This window comes from Arthrobacter livingstonensis (assembly GCF_003219815.1).
GTDB classification, from domain to species: Bacteria; Actinomycetota; Actinomycetes; order Actinomycetales; family Micrococcaceae; genus Specibacter; species Specibacter livingstonensis.
The window spans coordinates 54,143-71,999 of the sequence record NZ_QJVD01000021.1 but is presented as its reverse complement, the minus strand read 5'-3'; the positions used below and the strand labels follow the sequence as shown (position 1 = coordinate 71,999).

The 17,857-nt window shown below is 56.6% G+C and carries 17 protein-coding genes and 1 tRNA gene; 4 read left to right on the top strand and 14 right to left on the bottom strand.

What is annotated here, in order from left to right:
* The first annotated feature begins 38 nt into the window (after positions 1-38).
* Positions 39-662 (top strand): GntR family transcriptional regulator, encoded by a 624-nt coding sequence (locus CVV68_RS17130; RefSeq protein WP_245933608.1) that lies wholly within the window; start codon positions 39-41, stop codon positions 660-662.
* 88 nt (positions 663-750) lie between these two features.
* Here the strand turns inward: CVV68_RS17130 and ettA are convergent, their stop codons facing one another.
* From ettA to CVV68_RS17115, 3 genes are all read right to left on the bottom strand, one after another.
* On the bottom strand, positions 751-2,433 hold the full coding sequence (gene ettA / locus CVV68_RS17125; RefSeq protein ID WP_110502216.1) for an energy-dependent translational throttle protein EttA: 1,683 nt from the start codon (positions 2,431-2,433) through the stop codon (positions 751-753).
* A 366-nt stretch (positions 2,434-2,799) separates the two neighbouring features.
* Positions 2,800-3,297, bottom strand: a complete 498-nt coding sequence (locus tag CVV68_RS24340; protein WP_245933607.1) for a DUF6993 domain-containing protein — start codon at positions 3,295-3,297, stop codon at positions 2,800-2,802.
* A gap of 54 nt (positions 3,298-3,351) precedes the next feature.
* Entirely contained in the window at positions 3,352-4,005 is a 654-nt protein-coding gene (locus CVV68_RS17115) for a single-stranded DNA-binding protein (protein WP_170133233.1), read from the bottom strand.
* A 185-nt stretch (positions 4,006-4,190) separates the two neighbouring features.
* Between CVV68_RS17115 and CVV68_RS17110 the strand changes: the two genes are divergently transcribed.
* Positions 4,191-4,266: transfer RNA gene (locus CVV68_RS17110), tRNA-Arg, on the top strand.
* A 318-nt stretch (positions 4,267-4,584) separates the two neighbouring features.
* Here CVV68_RS17110 and CVV68_RS23595 read toward each other — a convergent pair.
* Positions 4,585-4,734: a hypothetical protein gene (locus tag CVV68_RS23595; RefSeq protein WP_170133232.1), complete on the bottom strand. Its 150-nt coding sequence runs from the start codon at positions 4,732-4,734 to the stop codon at positions 4,585-4,587.
* 64 nt (positions 4,735-4,798) lie between these two features.
* Between CVV68_RS23595 and CVV68_RS17105 the strand changes: the two genes are divergently transcribed.
* Positions 4,799-5,065, top strand: a complete 267-nt coding sequence (locus tag CVV68_RS17105; RefSeq protein ID WP_146238947.1) for a hypothetical protein — start codon at positions 4,799-4,801, stop codon at positions 5,063-5,065.
* Positions 5,066-5,185: 120 nt separating this feature from the next.
* On the opposite strand, the gene CVV68_RS17100 is transcribed toward CVV68_RS17105, so the two are convergent.
* The 8 genes from CVV68_RS17100 to CVV68_RS17070 form a co-directional block, all read right to left on the bottom strand.
* Positions 5,186-5,512, bottom strand: a complete 327-nt coding sequence (locus CVV68_RS17100; RefSeq protein ID WP_110502213.1) for a hypothetical protein — start codon at positions 5,510-5,512, stop codon at positions 5,186-5,188.
* Between the two features lie 744 nt (positions 5,513-6,256).
* A complete protein-coding gene (locus tag CVV68_RS17095; protein ID WP_110502212.1) occupies positions 6,257-6,901 on the bottom strand; it encodes a helicase associated domain-containing protein in 645 nt (214 codons plus the stop codon).
* A gap of 946 nt (positions 6,902-7,847) precedes the next feature.
* A complete protein-coding gene (locus tag CVV68_RS17090; RefSeq protein ID WP_211320889.1) occupies positions 7,848-9,422 on the bottom strand; it encodes a DUF2326 domain-containing protein in 1,575 nt (524 codons plus the stop codon).
* A 124-nt stretch (positions 9,423-9,546) separates the two neighbouring features.
* A complete protein-coding gene (locus tag CVV68_RS24965) occupies positions 9,547-9,753 on the bottom strand; it encodes an ABC-three component system middle component 6 (protein WP_368773187.1) in 207 nt (68 codons plus the stop codon).
* Between the two features lie 25 nt (positions 9,754-9,778).
* Positions 9,779-10,357, bottom strand: coding sequence for a hypothetical protein (locus tag CVV68_RS17080; protein ID WP_110502209.1), 579 nt, complete (start codon positions 10,355-10,357; stop codon positions 9,779-9,781).
* A complete protein-coding gene (locus CVV68_RS23590; RefSeq protein WP_170133229.1) occupies positions 10,354-10,500 on the bottom strand; it encodes a hypothetical protein in 147 nt (48 codons plus the stop codon). Before CVV68_RS23590 ends, CVV68_RS17080 begins: the two co-directional genes overlap by 4 nt.
* 419 nt (positions 10,501-10,919) lie before the next feature.
* Positions 10,920-11,132: a recombinase family protein gene (locus CVV68_RS17075; protein WP_170133228.1), complete on the bottom strand. Its 213-nt coding sequence runs from the start codon at positions 11,130-11,132 to the stop codon at positions 10,920-10,922.
* A gap of 559 nt (positions 11,133-11,691) precedes the next feature.
* Positions 11,692-12,384, bottom strand: coding sequence for a hypothetical protein (locus tag CVV68_RS17070; RefSeq protein WP_110502207.1), 693 nt, complete (start codon positions 12,382-12,384; stop codon positions 11,692-11,694).
* Positions 12,385-12,494: 110 nt separating this feature from the next.
* Here CVV68_RS17070 and CVV68_RS17065 point away from each other — a divergent pair, with 110 nt between their 5' ends.
* Positions 12,495-14,444 carry a hypothetical protein gene (locus tag CVV68_RS17065; RefSeq protein ID WP_211320888.1) on the top strand — a complete coding sequence of 650 codons (1,950 nt, stop codon included), beginning with the start codon at positions 12,495-12,497 and terminating at the stop codon, positions 14,442-14,444.
* A 12-nt stretch (positions 14,445-14,456) separates the two neighbouring features.
* Here the strand turns inward: CVV68_RS17065 and CVV68_RS17060 are convergent, their stop codons facing one another.
* Positions 14,457-15,269 carry a GIY-YIG nuclease family protein gene (locus CVV68_RS17060; protein WP_110502206.1) on the bottom strand — a complete coding sequence of 271 codons (813 nt, stop codon included), beginning with the start codon at positions 15,267-15,269 and terminating at the stop codon, positions 14,457-14,459.
* On the bottom strand, positions 15,266-17,809 hold the full coding sequence (locus CVV68_RS17055; RefSeq protein WP_110502205.1) for an HsdM family class I SAM-dependent methyltransferase: 2,544 nt from the start codon (positions 17,807-17,809) through the stop codon (positions 15,266-15,268). The genes CVV68_RS17060 and CVV68_RS17055 overlap by 4 nt, the downstream gene beginning before the upstream one ends.
* Positions 17,810-17,857: the final 48 nt, after the last annotated feature.

Genomic DNA, 17,857 nt, shown 5'->3' with positions numbered 1-17,857 from the left:
CCCAACTTTACGAACGCCTGCGCGGGTCAATTCTGAGTTTGGCTCTGACACCCGGCGAGCCGCTGACGGAGCGCGGCGTTGAGACGACATTTGGCGCTTCCCGCACGCCGGCCCGCGCCGCACTGATGCGGCTGGAATCTGAGGGGCTGGTGCGGCGCGCCGGCCGGGGCTGGGCGGTGTCACCCATCGACCTGTCGGAGATTCAGTCCCTGGCGGAGTTGCGGGTTGCCGTTGAAACGGCTGCCTCGCGATTGGCATGTGACCGGGCATCGCCGAACGACATTGACGGCGTCGCCGAACTGCTGGACCTGGCGGAGCCTGGCCGCGACGAAGCCGAAGGAGTGCGCGCCGGGCAGGACTTTCATGGCGGGCTCGCAGCCCTGTCCGGCAACCCGTTCATGGTCGATGCCGTCCGCGGGGCAATGACCAGGCTGGAGCGCACCCGTTGGCTTGAAGTGAGATCCCCGGAGGCACGCCGGCAGGCGTGGCAGGAACACACCGACATTCTGGCAGCAATCCGGGCCGGCGATGCGGACATGGCGGCGGAGCTCATCACCGGTCACGTCATGGGAACCAACAGCCGCCTCCTCGCCACGCTCAGCAGGGACAGGCTGCGCCTTCGCGGGCACGGGCTTGCCATCGTTGACCGGGAGGAGCCCTGAACCAGGGCACGTCGGACGCCGGCTGAAATGAGTAATGGCCGGCCCCAGCGGGACCGGCCATTGCGCTTGCGCGGGGAGGGCGTCGGGTTTAGTCGCGCGTCAGGCGGCGGTGGGTAACGCGGTGCGGACGGGCTGCGTCCGCGCCGAGGCGCTCCACCTTGTTTTCCTCGTAGGAATCGTAGTTGCCCTCGAACCAGTGCCAGTTGGCCGGGTTCTCATCGGTGCCTTCATAGGCCAGTATGTGGGTGGCCACCCGGTCCAGGAACCAGCGGTCGTGCGATACAACCACGGCGCAGCCGGGGAATTCCAGCAGCGCATTTTCCAGGCTGCTGAGGGTCTCCACGTCGAGGTCGTTGGTGGGTTCATCCAAGAGCAGCAGGTTGCCGCCCTGCTTGAGGGTCAGGGCCAGGTTCAGGCGGTTGCGCTCACCACCGGAAAGCACACCTGCCTTCTTTTGCTGGTCCGGCCCCTTGAAGCCAAAGGCTGCAACATAGGCGCGTGAAGGCATTTCAACGTTGCCCACTTGGATGTAGTCCAAGCCGTCCGAGACAACTTCCCACAGGGTCTTGTCCGGGTCAATTCCGCCGCGGTCCTGGTCGGCGTAGGAGATCTTGACGGTCTCGCCCACCTTGAGGTCGCCGCCGTCGAGCGGTTCCAGGCCAACGATGGTCTTGAACAAGGTGGACTTGCCCACGCCGTTGGGGCCGATGACGCCAACGATGCCGTTGCGCGGCAGACTGAATGAGAGCCCGTCGATCAGGACGCGGTCTCCGAAGCCCTTCTTCAGCTTGCTGGCTTCCAGCACGATGCCACCGAGCCGCGGTCCCGGCGGGATCTGGATTTCTTCGAAGTCCAGCTTGCGGGTGCGGTCGGCTTCGGCCGCCATTTCCTCGTAGCGGGCCAGGCGCGCCTTGGACTTGGTCTGGCGGCCCTTGGCGTTGGAACGGACCCACTCGAGTTCCTCGGTGAGGCGCTTGGCCTGCTTGGCGTCCTTCTTACCTTGGACTTCCAGTCGAGCGCGCTTCTTCTCCAGGTATGTGGAGTAGTTGCCCTCATACGGGTAGAGGTGGCCGCGGTCAACTTCGGCGATCCATTCGGCGACGTGGTCCAGGAAGTAACGATCGTGAGTCACGGCAAGGACGGCTCCTGCATAGCTCTTCAGGTGTTGCTCCAGCCAGTTCACGGACTCGGCGTCCAAGTGGTTGGTGGGCTCGTCAAGGAGCAGCAGGTCCGGCTTTTGCAGGAGCAGTTTGCAGAGGGCGACGCGTCGGCGCTCACCGCCGGAAAGGACGGTGACGTCGGAGTCTCCCGGCGGGCACTGGAGCGCGTCCATGGCCTGCTCCAGCTGCGAGTCAATGTCCCATGCGTCGGCGGTGTCGATGGCCTCCTGCAGCTTGCCCATTTCCTCGAGGAGGGAATCGAAGTCAGCATCGGGGCTGGACATTTCCTCGGAGATCTCGTTGTAGCGCTGGATCTTGCCGTAGATTTCGCCCACCCCTTCCTGGACGTTGCCCAGGACGGTCTTTTCCTCGTTCAGCGGCGGTTCCTGGAGCAGAATGCCCACAGTGTAGCCGGCGCTGAGGCGGGCCTCGCCATTTGAGGGTGTGTCCAACCCGGCCATGATCTTCAAAATGGTGGACTTGCCTGCACCATTGGGACCGACGACACCAATTTTGGCGCCCGGGTAAAAAGACATGCTTACGTTGTCAAGAATGAGTTTGTCGCCAACAGCCTTGCGGGTGTTGGACATAGTGTAAATAAATTCCGCCATACCCAATAGGTTAGTGGGTACCGGGGGTTAACTCACATTTGCGGGCCGCGGAGGGTGGGCCCTCGTGCCCGAAGGACCCGGTCCGGCGCGCCAGCGCCTGGCCGGGAGGGCGTGAAATGGGCCCACGCGCCCGAGGGACCCGGACCGGCGCGCCAGCGCCTGGCCGGGAGGGCGTGAAATGGGCCCACGCGCCCGAGGGACCCGGACCGGCGCGCCAGCGCCTGGCCGGGAGGGCGTGAAATGGGCCCACGCGCCCGAGGGACCCGGACCGGCGCGCCAGCGCCTGGCCGGGAGGGCGTGAAATGGGCCCACGCGCCCGAGGGACCCGGACCGGCGCGCCAGCGCCTGGCCGGGAGGGCGTGGGGACTAGTGTTGGTCCCCGACAAAGCAGCGGCCGGAGGCGAGCAACGGCAGGACGGCGATGGATGCCTTCCCGTCTCGCACCTGGCCGATAATGCACTGCCTGGCCATGGGGGCGGCGGCCTCGATGGCGTCCACGGCCAGGCCGGTAGGCGTATTGTCGATGGAGACCTCCACCTTTTCCTTAGACGCGCCGGCCTCCACCATGGCCGCCGTCATCTGCTCGCGGTTGGGCGACTTCGTGGCGTTTCCAAGCTTGGTGAGGGATACCTTGACCTTCGCTGCGAGGACATCCGCGTCCGACTGCGACTGCGGGGCTTTGGCTGCTGCTGTCGAACCCACGGTGGGAGCGGAACCAGTGGTTTCCAGTGAGGTGGCATCCGACGGGAGCAGGGAACATCCTGTCGCTGCCAGCGTTACGGCGAGCACCAGTGCCGTGACGGCTACGCGGAACAGCTGGGCGACAGGGCGCAGCTGGCGGGATGTCATGTTCTGCGAGGTCACCCCGCCATTGTGCCACGGCGGTCGTGCCACCCCGGCGGCCGTAGCCGGCATGACTCAGAACGGGACACCGTCCTTGAGGAGTTCGCCGGTTTCCTTGTTCACGGTTTCGCCGTCTTCAGCCCTGTCGCCGTCGCCGTCATCCCGGCTGTCCGTAGCAGGCGTGCCGTCATCATCGGATTTTCGTGCGGCGGCCTCATCATCTTCCTCTCCGACGTCGCCGCCTTCCTCGTCCAGGTCCGGGGCGGAAGCGGCCGGGCCGACCTCCGTGTTGGTGAGCTGCGCTGGCGCTGGGGTGCCGGCGTCGTACTGACTTTGTCGCCCCTGCGGGGGTGCGGTGCCGGGGCGCTGGCTGGTGTTGCGGTGGTAGGTGCAGGTGCCAAACTTGAGGTCGTTGCCCACGGAATCGGCGTCAATTTCGGCGGACAAGCCCTGGGTGCCATCCAGCTTGGTGAAGGTGTTGATCCGCAGCTTGCCGGTCACGATGATGCGGTCGCCCTTTTTGATGCTGGCGGCGACGTTGCTGGCCAGGGTGCGGAAGGTGTTGATGCGGTACCAGTTGGTGGGGCCGTCGCCCCATTCGTTTGTGGCCGGGTCCAGAACCCTGTCGTTGGAGCCCATCCGGAATTTGCCAATGACCAGGCCGGATTCCTTGGTGTCCAGTTCGACGGGCGAGGAGGCAAAGCCCCGGATCGTCAGGTAGTTCGACATGAGTTTTCCTTTCAATAGCGCAGTGCTTGGGAGTTGTTCGCTTGGACCAAGCCAACTCCCCCGTAGCGGCGTCCGACAGGGGGCCTTGCCCATTTGTGGACAACCACACGTTGACTGGCAGCTGTGGAGGAAGAGATGCGCCGGCAAACCTGATAATTTAGTGGAGGCCGGTCATTTACGGCCATGCCTCGGTAGCTCAGCGGATAGAGCAGGAGCCTTCTAATCTCTTGGTCGTGGGTTCAATTCCCGCCCGGGGCACCAAAAAGCGGCTCTGACCTGCGGTTCCCTTCCGAGGGTCAGAGCCGTTTAAGGCCAAAAAGGGCCCAGGTCATCTTTTACTCATCTAATTCAGCAAAATTTTCTTGAGTCTCCGGTCATCTTTTTCAGTGCGGCCTGGTCATCTATTTGCCCGCCGAGCCGATAATTCAGGCCCGGTTCAAGGTGTAGTCCGGCGCCGCGTACGGTCACGTCTGGGCCTGTGGCGTGAGGATGATTTCCGAGCTAGCGGGTGCCAGGCACGCAACAGGGCAATCAAGTGGTTCCCCGAAGCCCCCCAATGACCTCAGTTTGCTGGATGGTTTACCGTTCGATGCGGACGCTGAGCAACCGCACACCGTCGGGCAGCAGCCGACGCATGGCGTCAAATCCCTGCTGGTAGTCACAGCACGCGGCCTCCGTCTGCTCGATCGCGCAGGTCTCAATGGTCTCCAGCGTGCCGATGATCCTCATGGACCAAGGATATGCGATCCTGCCACATATATTCGATGTCGGATGTTCAACGCATACTGGTGTCGTGAATAAATTCGATCCCGATTCAAAGCTCATGGACATCATCTCCGCAGAAGAGCGCCACCCTGACCGCACTGACGGGGAGCCGCGCCGCTTCCCCATCTGGGACAAACCACTGGTCAAGGCTGGCGACCTCTACGGCCACGCCGTCGAGTACACGCGCTCCTACGGACTGATCGAATGGTACGAACTGGACAGAACCTATCGACTCGAGTGGTTTCCCGCTGCCCAAATCGAGCGCGTAGAACGCAAGGACTGGCATGGCATGTAGCCAAGGCAAGAAGGCCGCGCCATTCGCACGGATGAGATCGCGCGACAAGGACGGCGCCAGTCAGCAGGTGTCCCAAGGCTTCCACCCCCGGCGCTCAACCCACAGGACAAATATCGTCGTTTAGGATGTCGGGAAATACTCCAGGGTGCCAGGCAAGCAAGGAAGAGTCGACTTCATGCGCGGCCGGTCGGTCTTGTTTTGCCATTGCCGGCCAACCGAGCCACGGCTATCTTTGACCAGCTCCGGGGCCGCAGCAATCTTTACGGCATGCGCCAGGGCCACGCGCAACGCGTTGCCCTTGCCATCTTGCTTAAGCGCGGACGGCGATGGATGCCAGGTGTTGATGACCGTGAACTTGTCATTGTCGATTTGAGGGCCAACGTACCTGCGCCAACCATTCTGCGGGTTCAGACCGCAAAGCATGACAACCTGGAATTCGAGCAGCACACCAAGAAGGTGCAACGTTTCCCCTGCGCCTTGCGTCAATCCCGCGGCACTAGGTTTCTTGTTGGAATGACCGACGCACCCGTGAACGATGTTCCCGCACCTGGGTTCCCGACATGACGAAGCCCAGTCGCCAGAAGGCCGCAGTTTCTTCGGAGTTCCGTTGTCGAGCCGCCAGGGCAGGTCGAGGGTTTTGCGAGAAATAGCTGCAACGTGACAAGCCGTTAGTGACGACAAAGAAGCCCGAGTTCCAGAGGTTGTAGATATCTCAAATGGTCATTTGAGCCAGAATCACGCATATTCACCATATCAGGATCCCTGAGTACGGGACGTCGTCATGCAGCCCCGCCTCGTCCCGAATGAGCCAGGAGGAGGCGGCCGTTTGGTCATTGATGTCCGCCGAGATGAACCCAGACCTCTGGGCGAACATCGTCCGCAAGCGCCAACATCCCGGCGCCTCGAGCATGACGAGCACACACGCCCTATACCGGCCTCGGCGGGATCAAAGTGCGAAACAACATTTCTGCTGCCGATTTTTAGCGTCTTTCAAGGAGTTCCCCTGCTTAGCTGAGACGTGGTGAAGCTGCGCTCAATGCCCATCTTGGGCAAGCGTTCGGCTAGCACTGAGGGGATTTTTTGACCTCGGAGATGTGCCGTAAACAGTCTCTGACACTACTCACTGTCGGCCCATTGCGGAGACGTCTTTCGATGGCATCTACATCTGACCAAACTCAATTCCGCCAACCATTACCCGAACAGGCCACCAGCTCCCTCTTGATCGCCCTTGACCCTCCGCCACCCTGGCAACGACTCGTTGAGCGCCTCATGCCTCCACTGCACGATCCGCCCGTGTAGCACCTCAGAGTTCTGCGTCTGCAGCCATATCGAAAGTGTGCTTTCCAGCTCTGACTTCGCCGGCCGATGCCGCGGTCGATGACCATGTGTGTCCATGAATTCGACCACCTCGTTCAGCCGCTGTAGCCAATGCGCGTCGAGCTCCCGCTCAAGATCAGTGGTCACCCAGTCCCCCAGAATGCCAAGCTCTTTTGCTCTCTCCCACCCAAGGTTTTGCGCCAAGAGTGCGTGCCTCTGGGCGGAGAGCCATACATAGAGCCGTTTCTCGTCCCGCTGCGCGCCGTGGATGGTGGGATACCGTCCGTGCGTGGCGATGAAATCCCGCAGCTCAAACAGCCGCTTGCGCCAATCCTGGCTCGGCCTACGTGGCGCTTCAGCCCTCCCAACCGCCAAGGCGGGGTCTACTCTCCTGCGGCGCTCCAGATGCCGCTTGACGGATCCAATCCGGGCCGCGGTCAGGTCGGCGATCCGAGCTGCGGTCAGGCCTGCGACGTACATCTGATCCCACTCTGGATGGGCTGAATCGTCGAACTGCATTTTCAGTCCTCCTGCCGGCCAACTGTGGTCGATCGCCCTAGCCTAACTCAGGGACACAGACTGGCCCAGCCCCGCCGATCACGGTTGCCGCCCAGGGGAGCATCGAGACATGCACCGGAAACAATGCTTAGCATTCATCGGCACGCTCGCCGGGTGATCCCAGTATGCCGCAAAGGGTGAAATTAAGGAGGAGTCACAGAGGTTCACCCGTACTAGTTGGGTCAGCCACGGCGCGCCCGCCTGCCCATTGCTGATGACCAGCTGGTACCCACGGTACGACATGAGACGAAGTCAGCGACACTCTCAGCAAACCGGGCGCCTGGACATTCGAACCGATATTGCTTCGTCGGATAAGCAGTCTCAATTCTCCGGGCCAATGGACGCAGAATGCTATCGCCGCAGGTCAGAAGCATATTCGACGCCTGACATTTATCAAGAGTTTTCAACGTTTGTCACCCCGTTTTACAAGTATCGGGTTGCCACCCACTGCCAACCCCCTGCATTGATCAGCGTTTCCACAGGCACAGCAGAACAATGGCAGGTACTAAACACTCTCCAGTTTGCATTGATTGTGGAGAGTTTACGGCGAGTCGGTTCGAATCCAGATTGCCGTTTTAGACATCCATAACCAGCTTCAAACCCCAGCGCGTCCACGGATGCTCCATGCGCACCTTCGACTCACGTCCGGACTATTACTCCACCCAAATCACCCAACGTCTAGTAAGCGTAGGAATCATGTCCAACCGAGTCACTAAGCGCCCCTTTTGGCGGAAAAGCGGCGGACAACATGGCTACAGAACGTCGAATTGGTGTACGCCGCTCAACACCAGTGGCTGTCCGGGTCCTCACACATCGCCCACTCGACCAGGTGCAATGCCAGAGACACCCACCCGCACAAAAAATCGTCAGAATGAGCTCGCTACCAATGACCTTGCCATAGCCAAGGCTATTTACCGCCGGGAAATAATAAGTTCTTACTAGAGAGGGAGATAATAGTCCCATTTTCCTGAACTTCTTTAGGTATACCTGAGGAGTCGAGCTTCTCCTGAAGCACAGCGACAACATATTGGATCGACCGATCATTTGACAACTGAACAATTGTTCCAAAGTCATCGCCTTCAATATTCTCAACTATGTCATGGACGACGAACCTTGGAGCAGCTATTTGTTCGGCTCGAGCGAATAATTGATAGGCAAAATCATAAGCCGCCATCAGAGACTTCCGGGTACCCGTGCTCGAGCCATCAATGTCGGCAAATCCAACGGGAAATTTATTTACGTCCGATGAATACAAGAGAATAGGGCTTTCACCATTAATCTCCTGAGCTATTGCAGTAAAAATCTCATTAAACTTGGAAATCTGCAATTCGGGTAACGCACCCTCTTCACGGATAAGTGAACGCAATTCCTCCATCTCTTCAGAGAGCGTGAGGCCCCTATTGTCGAATTCTTCAAGAGTCTCAATTGATTCCTTTACTGAACCAATCCGAACGTTAACTGAGTTTAAGCTCTCTAATTTATCTACATAACTGTCAACTTCACCCGAGGCGACTACCGCAAAATAGTCACCACTAGAAGCTTCAAGCTCAACCAGGGATTCATTTACCAGTTCAAGCTCACCAACCAAAACAGCGATAGACTCTTCTAGAAATGCAATTTTATTCTGAGAGAGCTTTTCATTAAAAAGAATCAGTTCCTCAAAATTATGGCTCACAGTTGGAATAAGAGATGACATCTCATCGAAAAATTCTCGAACAATATCTAGGTCGGTTCGCTCAGATAACTCGATTCTCGCATCTCGCAAGGATTCGATTGCCCGGTCTATTTCGTAAGATAGGCGTGCAGCACGATCAGAAGTTCGAGAATAGCTATCACGTACTTCATTAAAGACTTCTCTATTGGCCTTGAATTCTTCGGGATCAACAAGATCTGCAATCTGAAAATCCAAATCCTTTCGCTTCTGCTCTAATGCAACAAGGATTTGGGCAAGCGCCTCTTCATCCTGACTGTCAATGATCTTGACATACCTCGATTTGGCCTCCTTATTCTTTTCAAAGTCACTGGACAGTTTTGAAATTTTCATAGAAAGCTCAGGGTCTTCTAGCCTAAGAAGGAAACTGTATACAGATCTGTATTCTGCTTTCCTGGTAAACGAATTCAGGTAGCGAAGCAATGCACTGTTGTCCCCCGCCAAAGAAACTCGAACAAACGCTCCAATCAGTTGGCGGAAAGTTGGAACATTCGTAGAATTAGAAAATATCAAATTATTAAGAAAGCTCTGATATTCCTTTTGAGGTATGCTACCTCCATTAATGTAGTATTGACCCCCTGGGAACAGATCGACCCTCAATGTGGTTTCATGCGGGCTGCGCGAGAGATGTAGAGGGGCGCTAGTAATCACAGTTTCTACACAAAGTTTTTGATCTGTGATTATACCTTTAAGTCCATTATTTGTTGTGTTTGTTTCCTTGTCTTTATAAAGCATGGAACGATCATTCGCCCCCATTGCAATGTCTATCAAGCGTAAAAATGTCGTTTTTCCAACCTTGTTGTGGCGACTCGAAGTCTCCGAATCAACGACGAAATTCGCACCCTGATTAAAAGTGACAGATCGAAGTGTGACCATAGTTTTCGTGTTGATAATTCTAAGATTCTTTAAGTACATAGATTTCACCATTGTCGTTCACGTTTATTTTTCCAGTCAAAAACAGGAAGTCTAGTGCCAGAGTAAAAAAGACCTCACTCGAAGCGCTGGCCGGAATATAGTTCATAACTTGCCTATACAAATCCGCGTACCCGCGAGGGTCGCCGATTTTGAGCAAGTGATTTGTTACAGCAGAGATATAGTACACAGTTCTAGTCGGCGACTTATTCTTATCAAGAAGAAGCAATGGAAACCTCTGGGTTATTCGGCTTCAACAGAACCTTGCACTTCCAAACCCCGTACATCATTAGCGATTCAACGAAATTCTTTATGTCTTCATATGTGACTACGTCTGGGTTGTAATTAAGATCATTGATGACAAGATTTACCAGTTCTTCGGATATCTTATCGAGTTGCGTCGAGCCGTCTCCAACCAACGGCTGTCCATCCACGTCATAGGTGGCCGTATTGGCATACATTCTATATAATTGTTTTAGAATGTCTTCACTTCTTGGAATTTCTTGAGCAACTTCATCGATCGTTGAAAAGTGAATCAACTGATGTTGAAAGATACTAATATATTTCGTTGCATTATTGTACTGCAGTTTTTGCCTTACGCCTACGGGAAACTCCATTGTCAAGTCGTGGCCGTGACCTCCTTCATCCAATGCCGCGATAACCATAAGTAGCAATTGGTGAACCTTAGACTGAGTGAGCTTTGACTTCTCGTATGCGAGTCCTAGGATAGTGTTATTGCTACCATTTATCTGGATATTACCGCTACCGTGAATGGATAACTTTTTCCCGATCATTTTATTTTATTGTGATTTCCGCTTACCTGCTTGTTCTTATTTCCTTTTATTTCCTGATTAGAGCTTATCTTACTAACCCTATAAAGCGCTGTACCGCCTACCCCCGTGGCGATAATTGAAAGTACCGAAGCAATGATGCTCAACGTTGTTTCCATGGGTGGGTATTTTCCTGTTTCTTTGGGACGAGTTGATCTTTTTTGTGTGAATAGCGGCCTAAGTGTTGAATGAACTATTCAACACCCACTCGAAACGGGGTATAAGCGGGTCTCATTTCTTCGATCTGGGGCGACTAATGCGGGCATCGTATTCATTTGTATAATTTTGTTCGATAGTTGAGAATCTTCATTAAATATGGATCGGTGAGTAGGTCCGCTTATGATCTATTCATGTTTCTCCGGGCGGTGGATCTTTCCCAACATCCTCGACGTGGTCCAGTTTCTGGTACAGGGTGGAGCGATCGACTCCGAGTTCTCAGGCTATCCTAGCGTTAGGCACGTTCGGCGTTATTCATTTCGCGTGCTTGGGTGACTTTTTCCGGATTGCGCTTCGGCATTTTGCCCTTTTAGACACCGCGAACCACGGCTGCTTTGAAACCCTGGGCTTGGCGTTCCTTGCTGATGGAACTCTCCAGCTGTGCGAATGAGGCCCCATTGTTCAGCTGGAACTTCGCGAACGGATCCTTGGCTCTCGCACGCAATTGGGTCCCCGCTGCCATGAATTCCACGATGACGTTCTTGGCGGTCAGCTCATCGACGATCTGGCTCAGGCCTACCACTTGGTCTGCCAGTCCATGGAGGCAAACACCGAGTGTCACCTGCCGGCGCGGACGTGATCATCTCGACTAGGGCGGTGCGTCCGGTTCGTTGGTCGTCGGGTTGAGCCTCTTCGAAGAGGCAATCTATTGCCGCCAGGGTGGAGAGTTGGCGAGTGAATCTCTGGTCGACACTCGAGGCCTTCACATAGCCGATCCGCTGCCGTTCATATTGCGTTATATCTTGAGTGGCGCATATATTCGTTGCCGACCTTCATGTGCTTCACTCAAATGCCATGGCTTTTAGAGGTGCCTGGCAGGGCCTTGGCACTCCTTTCAAAGTCTCCGGATGATTGTGGACTCTGGAATCAGAAATGGGCATGATCTTCATGGACCAGTTTGCGACTCTGTCCCGCGCGACCAACATGATGGACTGATGTTTTTGAATCAACGGTAAAGATCCCCCGCAGCACTCACCGTCTACGGGACTCTGGCCGCAAGACTCACATGTGCTTGTGCCTCGACAACACCACAGTGCCTATCAACGGCGGCCATGTTGGGGCCGGGTCCTCAGCCGGTCAGACTATGCGAACTGGAAGGTGCGATAAGAAGAGCGCACGTTGAAGCGTCGGCCGTCCTTGCGCCGCTGAAGAATCTCAGCGACAGTGTCTACGTCTTTAGGACTCATTCCGAGATGACGGCACTTGGCACGAACTTGCTCAACCGTAATGGTGGCCCATCGGTCGGGGCGGTTCATCATGTCGGCTTTGAGCTTGTCTTCCTCGTTCCACTTCAAGCCAGGAGAGTATCCAGCGGCCATCGATGCGATGTGTTCGAGGATCCCGTCGACCCCGTTGTGCAATGGAACGAGCGAATTGGCTGCTTTCATAAACGGTTCAATCATCTTTCCCGGAAGAAGCTGGACAGGATTTACATCTTCGATCCATTCGGCGGTAGCCAACTCGCTCCATTCGATGACCGCGATCGCATCCGCTTCCGTATCCCAAACATCATTGAGATGCTTACGATCTGGCCAGGCGTAGAGCACACGCTGCCCGCGGAAAGAGCCAGCAACGAATCCGCGCCAGGATTGATGTATGACCTCTGGTAGGGCAACAAGTCGGTTCAGGCTTTCACCGTTGAAATCACGACGTGGGGTGACGACCACAATGCGGCCGCCGGGTTGCGCTAGCAGCCACTTCAAGGCTCGTGTGTTTTGTCCTTCGCGTGAATCATTCTCGCCTAGCCGTGATAGTGCGATCGGTACCAGCGACATTACCCAACTCCCTTGTCCAAGTTCTTTACCAATAACATAACAACGACCACTGACATTGCCGATGAGTCGTATCGGCATCTTCTTTCGCAGGACCCAAATACGATGAGAGCATGGAAGAATCAGAGACTCCCCCGAGGGTCAAGTTCTATGGCCCACTGGACGCCCCCAACGTGTGGGCGTCCGCAGAGGCGGTCGCGCTGATTCAGGAGTATTATAGCGGCCGGGAGATCGACTCATTGGACGATGTACTTGAGCTGTACAACGCACTCGCCTTCGAGGAAAACCGCATCCTCCCGAGGTCTTTCGATCAACAAGAGCTAGAAAAGCTAGAGTCGTCAGCTCGTGATCTACGAGGACAACTGGCTTCCTTCTTTGCAAGCCTTACCTCGTCGAATGTTGGCCAGGTTTTGGGCGAGTTTGAGTACGAGTACGCGGAGGACCTGATTACGCTCCTCAACAGGCACGATGTCGCCAAGAAAATTGGCGGCCAAGCTCTCTTCGAAGCCCTAGTAGAGGCGCAAATTCCGCTGGGGATCATGCTGTCCAATCGTCAGTTCGTGAAGCAGCACGACCGACGCCTTCGTGACGCTCTGCTTGCAGATCCTCGAAACGGTGAGCTGTTGGTCGGACAGCGAATGATCAAGAACTCCAGCAACTCTTACACCTTCCCCTCGAGGTTCACCAGCCGAGACTCAGCGCAACTTTTGAGCGCGTACATCGAAAGCGCGTCACCGCATCCCAACTATGTCCAAGCGATAGCGGAGGCGAACGATAAGGAGGACTTTGGGCTCACGCCGAAGATCCGACTTCAAGCGAAGAAGCGCCACGCGGAGCTCATTCAAGAGCTTTTCGCGAACGAAGATACCACCCTGATGAATAACGGTTACGGAGTTCGGATTGCTCCAGAGCAACGTCAGCCGGTTATTGAATGCGTTGACTCTAATGTTAGTGGCATGACGCATGTTCGCTCATTCGGCGGACAATACTTGTCTTCTACACTGGAACCAGAGCAGATCTTATCAAACTTCGTAACAGTGGTGGGCTATCTAGATCGTCAGGGGCTACTCACAATGCCTTCGTTCAGTGCCCAGATCGGAGCACTTCAAGTCCTGTTCGTCACAGGCAAAGAGACCTACCCCCGAAGGCAAGCTTTCATGCGCATGGATGCTCTCACCGCTGAGGGGACGCACGCCTACTCGAATTTCCTCCACCACAACGGCGTCGAGATTGAAGACACAGTGTCCTGGTTCTTCCGCAAATATCTCGTCGACCAGTTTGGTGCGAAGAACTTCTACTATTCGGCGTCTAGCCCGGGAAGCTCGTTCCTGGAACGCTGCCGTCACATCTCCGCAGAGATGGAGAGCATCTCTAGGAAGTTCACTCTCTACTGCGCTGAGGACGAGCTGGACCCAGAGCTATTACGCATGACGTCCTCACCAAAGCCGTGGGGTGAAATTCCCAGCTTGGTAGAGCACAAGTACGTACAACGCAGAACCAACAGCGATTGCCGGCGTGCCCTTGATCTCCTATTCCGCGACCAGTCCGGACTCACCTATATCAACCAAGGACTTCGGGCCAGAAGTTTCGTAAATCTGGTCATCGAGAATCAGGTGAGATACGACGTGCTTCGCAACTATCAGCAAGAACGAGTGGACTGGATGGTTTCAGAGGGACTAGTTTCCGTTAATACTGGTCAAATCGAGTTTTCGAATCTGGACCTCATCTCTGTACTTGGCGACATCCACTACCGCGAGGCCGGACCTTACGGCCACTACGGCGCGGGCAGACAGGCCGCGGCGCTTTCCTTAGTCGAAAAAGGTTGGCTGGAATTCAACCCGACTCTGCTGACGTCGGCCGAGGCAAGCTATTTCAACTTCTTCCTCAACAAAAGTGAGTTCAGTGATGGACCAGACCTTCGAAACAGGTACGCACACGGAACAAACGCCGATCCCGAAGACGTTGCTGCACACAAAGAGGCGTACATAACACTCCTCCGGCTGCTGCTGTCACTGGTGCTGAAGATCAACGACGATTTTCAGCTGATGGCCGCGAAGCAATAGGCCACCTCACACTCAGTTGCGATTCAATCCGTGTCTGCGCGTGTCCAGCGCCTTCTTGAAGTGAATCTCGGACTCGTCGATCGTGCGAGTTGGAGTCACGGGGTCGAATACCCTCAGCAGGGAGAAACGAAACGTTTGGGGATCGAGGCTCCGTAGCTCGACGTTGCCGCCGTGGCCGTTCCTGCCGTACTCACTCCAGCGCTGGCGGATACTTTCAACGCCATCGGCTTTGCCGACGTACTGACGTCCATCGCGGGTGTCCGTGATTAAGTAGATACCGGCTACCGAGGAGAGCGCGGTTCGCCATGAAGCGTAACGGTGTTCGCGCATCACAGCCTGAAGCTGGGTAAAATCCAGGACTATTCGGTCGAAGCCCGGGAACGGCACCGGCTGGGCATCGGCGATTTCCATAACCGGGTAACCGGCCACCGTCGGGCCGTTGAGCCGCCAGGTGCGGGGTGACTTCCAGCCAATCACGAGCCGGTTCCTGAGATCCGCCAAATGGTCCGACACCGCAAGATCAAAAGTGCGGAGGGCCCCGTCGTTTGAAATCTCGCCACGGTTCTCTAGTACTGACCACAGGCGCGCCCGGTCACCGCCCTCGCGGACGAATACGACCCAAATATGCGGCGGGTCAACGGGGAAGATTCGTGGCTTCGCCGACTGCTCGCTGGTGTAGGTGAGGATCTCTTGGTCTGACGAATCAGCATGGATGCCTTGCAGGCCGGTGTCCTCGTGCTCCTTGACATAGGCATGCCGGATCGCCTGAGAATATGCGGGGTCGATGCCGGCGCTCCGTAGGATCGAGTCAAGCGTCAAAGTCATGGATGTCCCCGCTCCAATTTATAGGCTGACTCTGCGGAAAGCGTGCCGAAAACTTCCCGGAATCTCTCTGCATCATCCTCCACTTCACTTCCAGGACCGTACTGGTAGCTGACCATGCGGACGCTGGCCCCTTCAGTGCGGTTGTAGAAATAACTCGTGTACTGGGCATTGGGCGGAGCCGCGCGGAGCTGCACGAACCGGCCCAGCCGCAGCGGAGACTGCGATCCATCGCGAACGAGGTACAGCTCTCCGTCGAGCATGGCATCTCCCACCTCGAATTCCCTCGTGATAAAGGGTGAGCGAGTACCGACAGCAACCTCTGCAGCCTGGACGTACCCACCGAGCACGCGTTTAGCGCTTCCAGCGCGGACAAGGAGGAGCTGCGACCAGACGCTGCCGAGAACCAAGCGAAGCTCCCGCAGGTCTGAAATCAATGAATCGACCTGCGCCCTCTGTTCTTCCTCAGAAGTATGGCCCCCGTGGCCACGCCACCGGTTTCGTTTGGTGTTCAGCTCCTTGAATTTCTTGACGACATCCTTCGAAATCAAACGCTCGATCGCGGATTCACTGAGATCCCCAAACGTGGCTCGAATCCGGGCAACCTCGTCAGGGTCACCGCTTTCGAGGGCACCACGTAAGTACTTGGAAGTCCCCTCCAAGATGGCCACCCAAGTTCCAAACGAGGCACGTTCAATGCCGATGTGCTGATCCTGCAACACCTGACGAATGGCCACTTCGACCTCGGCGCTTCTACCCGGATCGCTGCGTCCGGCTGATAGAAGCACGGTAGCGTGAAAGGTCACGAGGGCCTCCCAGGCGTGAAAATATGCCTCCACTCGGCCACCAAGCGACGTAGCGGTTTCAGCCGTCCACAACGCCGAAGCGACCGGGAAGGGAAGCTGTTCGAACCAAGCGTTGAGCGAGTCGTCGAACGCATTCGCGATCTTGCCCACCACTTCCTCCGCGTCTTCGGGAGAGGCCCAGATGCTTTCTCGCTGGCTCTTCAACTCGGCTTGAAATGATCCGAGCTTCTCGTCTGCCGCGGCCAACGCAAGCTGCCTCCCTCTTTCGGGCACAGGGACGATGAGCTCGTCGGCCCAGCGCATCAGGGACTTTGTATCAGATCTGAGCGCCTTCACATGTGTGCCCGAGCTGCTGGCGTCGATCGCCCTGCGTCTGCTTAATATTCCCTGCTCCGAGTTGAGCCATGCCGCCAGGAATTCCGGTTCGACTGCATCCCCGTCGAATTGGACCGAGAGCACTCTGCCATCTGATTCGGTGCTCGATGGTTCAGTGGAAACTTTGCCACTCCGACCTGTCGGGATGAAGACCTGACCCTCATGGGCTTCGCAGGCCGCATCTTTCACCGCTTCAGGCTCACTGGCGAGGAAACTGCTCAGGCGTCGATTCGCCCATCCTTTCGCACCCAGGTCCTTCAGCAGGTCGCCGGAGTCATCGACGAACAGGCGACTGGGGTCCAGGTCGAAAATCTCGCTCGGTTCCTCATCGATCACCACACCGGATCCCGGACCGTAGCGGGATTCCAGGAGCCGATCGTCGATCATTGTGTCGTTGTAGGTCATGACACGCCACGACAGCTTGCCCCCACTACTGGGCGCACGTGAGAGCCGGGCGTCTCTACGGATGAACTGCCGAACACCTATGCTTCTGTTGCGTGGTCCGGGCTTTCCAGTCCGCATCCCTGACTCGAGCTCTTGGAAGGCGGAATCTAGCATCCTCCGATACCAGCGATCGGCCGTGAACCGCGTCTGCAGATCTGCGACCATCGCCTTGCCTCGTCCGGCTTCACCGGCTTTGTTGGTGAAGGTCAGTAGATACAAGGGGATGGACGTGTTCGGTGCGAGCCCTTCGGGCAGGCGCGTGACCGACTCGAGCATGCCCGCTTCGACGATTCGTCGCCTCAAGGCGGCAGTGGCACCGCCCGCGCTCAACGCACTGGGGGTGACCAAGGCCGCTGCCCTTCCACCTCCCTCCGCAGACGGCCGCAGCTTCTCCAGCGCAAGCGAGATGAAAAGCCATGAGCTGTCGGACCGCTGCGGAAGGCCAAATCTGAAAGATCCCTCGCTCTTGCGGGATTCCACGGCTGATGCTGAGCTCGCCCAGCTCACACCCCACGGCGCATCGACAATCACCAGATCGGCCGAGAAATCCCTGAATTCGTCCCGCTCCAGTGTATTCCCGACAGCGAACTCGACATTGGGAATGCCCTCGAAGCGTTGTCGGCTGGCCGACACGGCTGCCGCATCTATGTCCTGTCCGCGATACCGGACCTGCACTCCTACGGAACGCAACGCCTCCACAAGGAGATGGCCCGCATACCCGGAACCGGATGCGGGATCCCAGATGTCGATGGACGAAAGGCTCTGGTCCAGGCGACTGAGACATCCAACGGCGAGGGCACGAGCCAATGACGGGCTTGTGGTTTGCTCAAGACCGATTCGATTGCGTTCTCTGTCTGAGTACGGGGGGCGCTCAGGCTCTTGATAGACGGCTTGTATAGCTGGGTGCGCATTTTTCATGACAACGCCCCCTCCCCAAGGTGATAATTTCGCTCGTCAATGATCGTC

Coding starts and splice junctions, on each gene's coding strand:
- CVV68_RS17080 (WP_110502209.1), bottom strand. CDS start 10,357: ATGATCGGGAAAAAGTTATCCATTCACGGTAGCGGTAATATCCAGATA.
- CVV68_RS17115 (WP_170133233.1), bottom strand. CDS start 4,005: ATGTCGAACTACCTGACGATCCGGGGCTTTGCCTCCTCGCCCGTCGAA.
- CVV68_RS17070 (WP_110502207.1), bottom strand. CDS start 12,384: ATGTCGCTGGTACCGATCGCACTATCACGGCTAGGCGAGAATGATTCA.
- CVV68_RS17095 (WP_110502212.1), bottom strand. CDS start 6,901: ATGCAGTTCGACGATTCAGCCCATCCAGAGTGGGATCAGATGTACGTC.
- CVV68_RS23595 (WP_170133232.1), bottom strand. CDS start 4,734: ATGAGGATCATCGGCACGCTGGAGACCATTGAGACCTGCGCGATCGAG.
- CVV68_RS17055 (WP_110502205.1), bottom strand. CDS start 17,809: ATGAAAAATGCGCACCCAGCTATACAAGCCGTCTATCAAGAGCCTGAG.
- CVV68_RS17060 (WP_110502206.1), bottom strand. CDS start 15,269: ATGACTTTGACGCTTGACTCGATCCTACGGAGCGCCGGCATCGACCCC.
- CVV68_RS17065 (WP_211320888.1), top strand. CDS start 12,495: ATGGAAGAATCAGAGACTCCCCCGAGGGTCAAGTTCTATGGCCCACTG.
- ettA (WP_110502216.1), bottom strand. CDS start 2,433: ATGGCGGAATTTATTTACACTATGTCCAACACCCGCAAGGCTGTTGGC.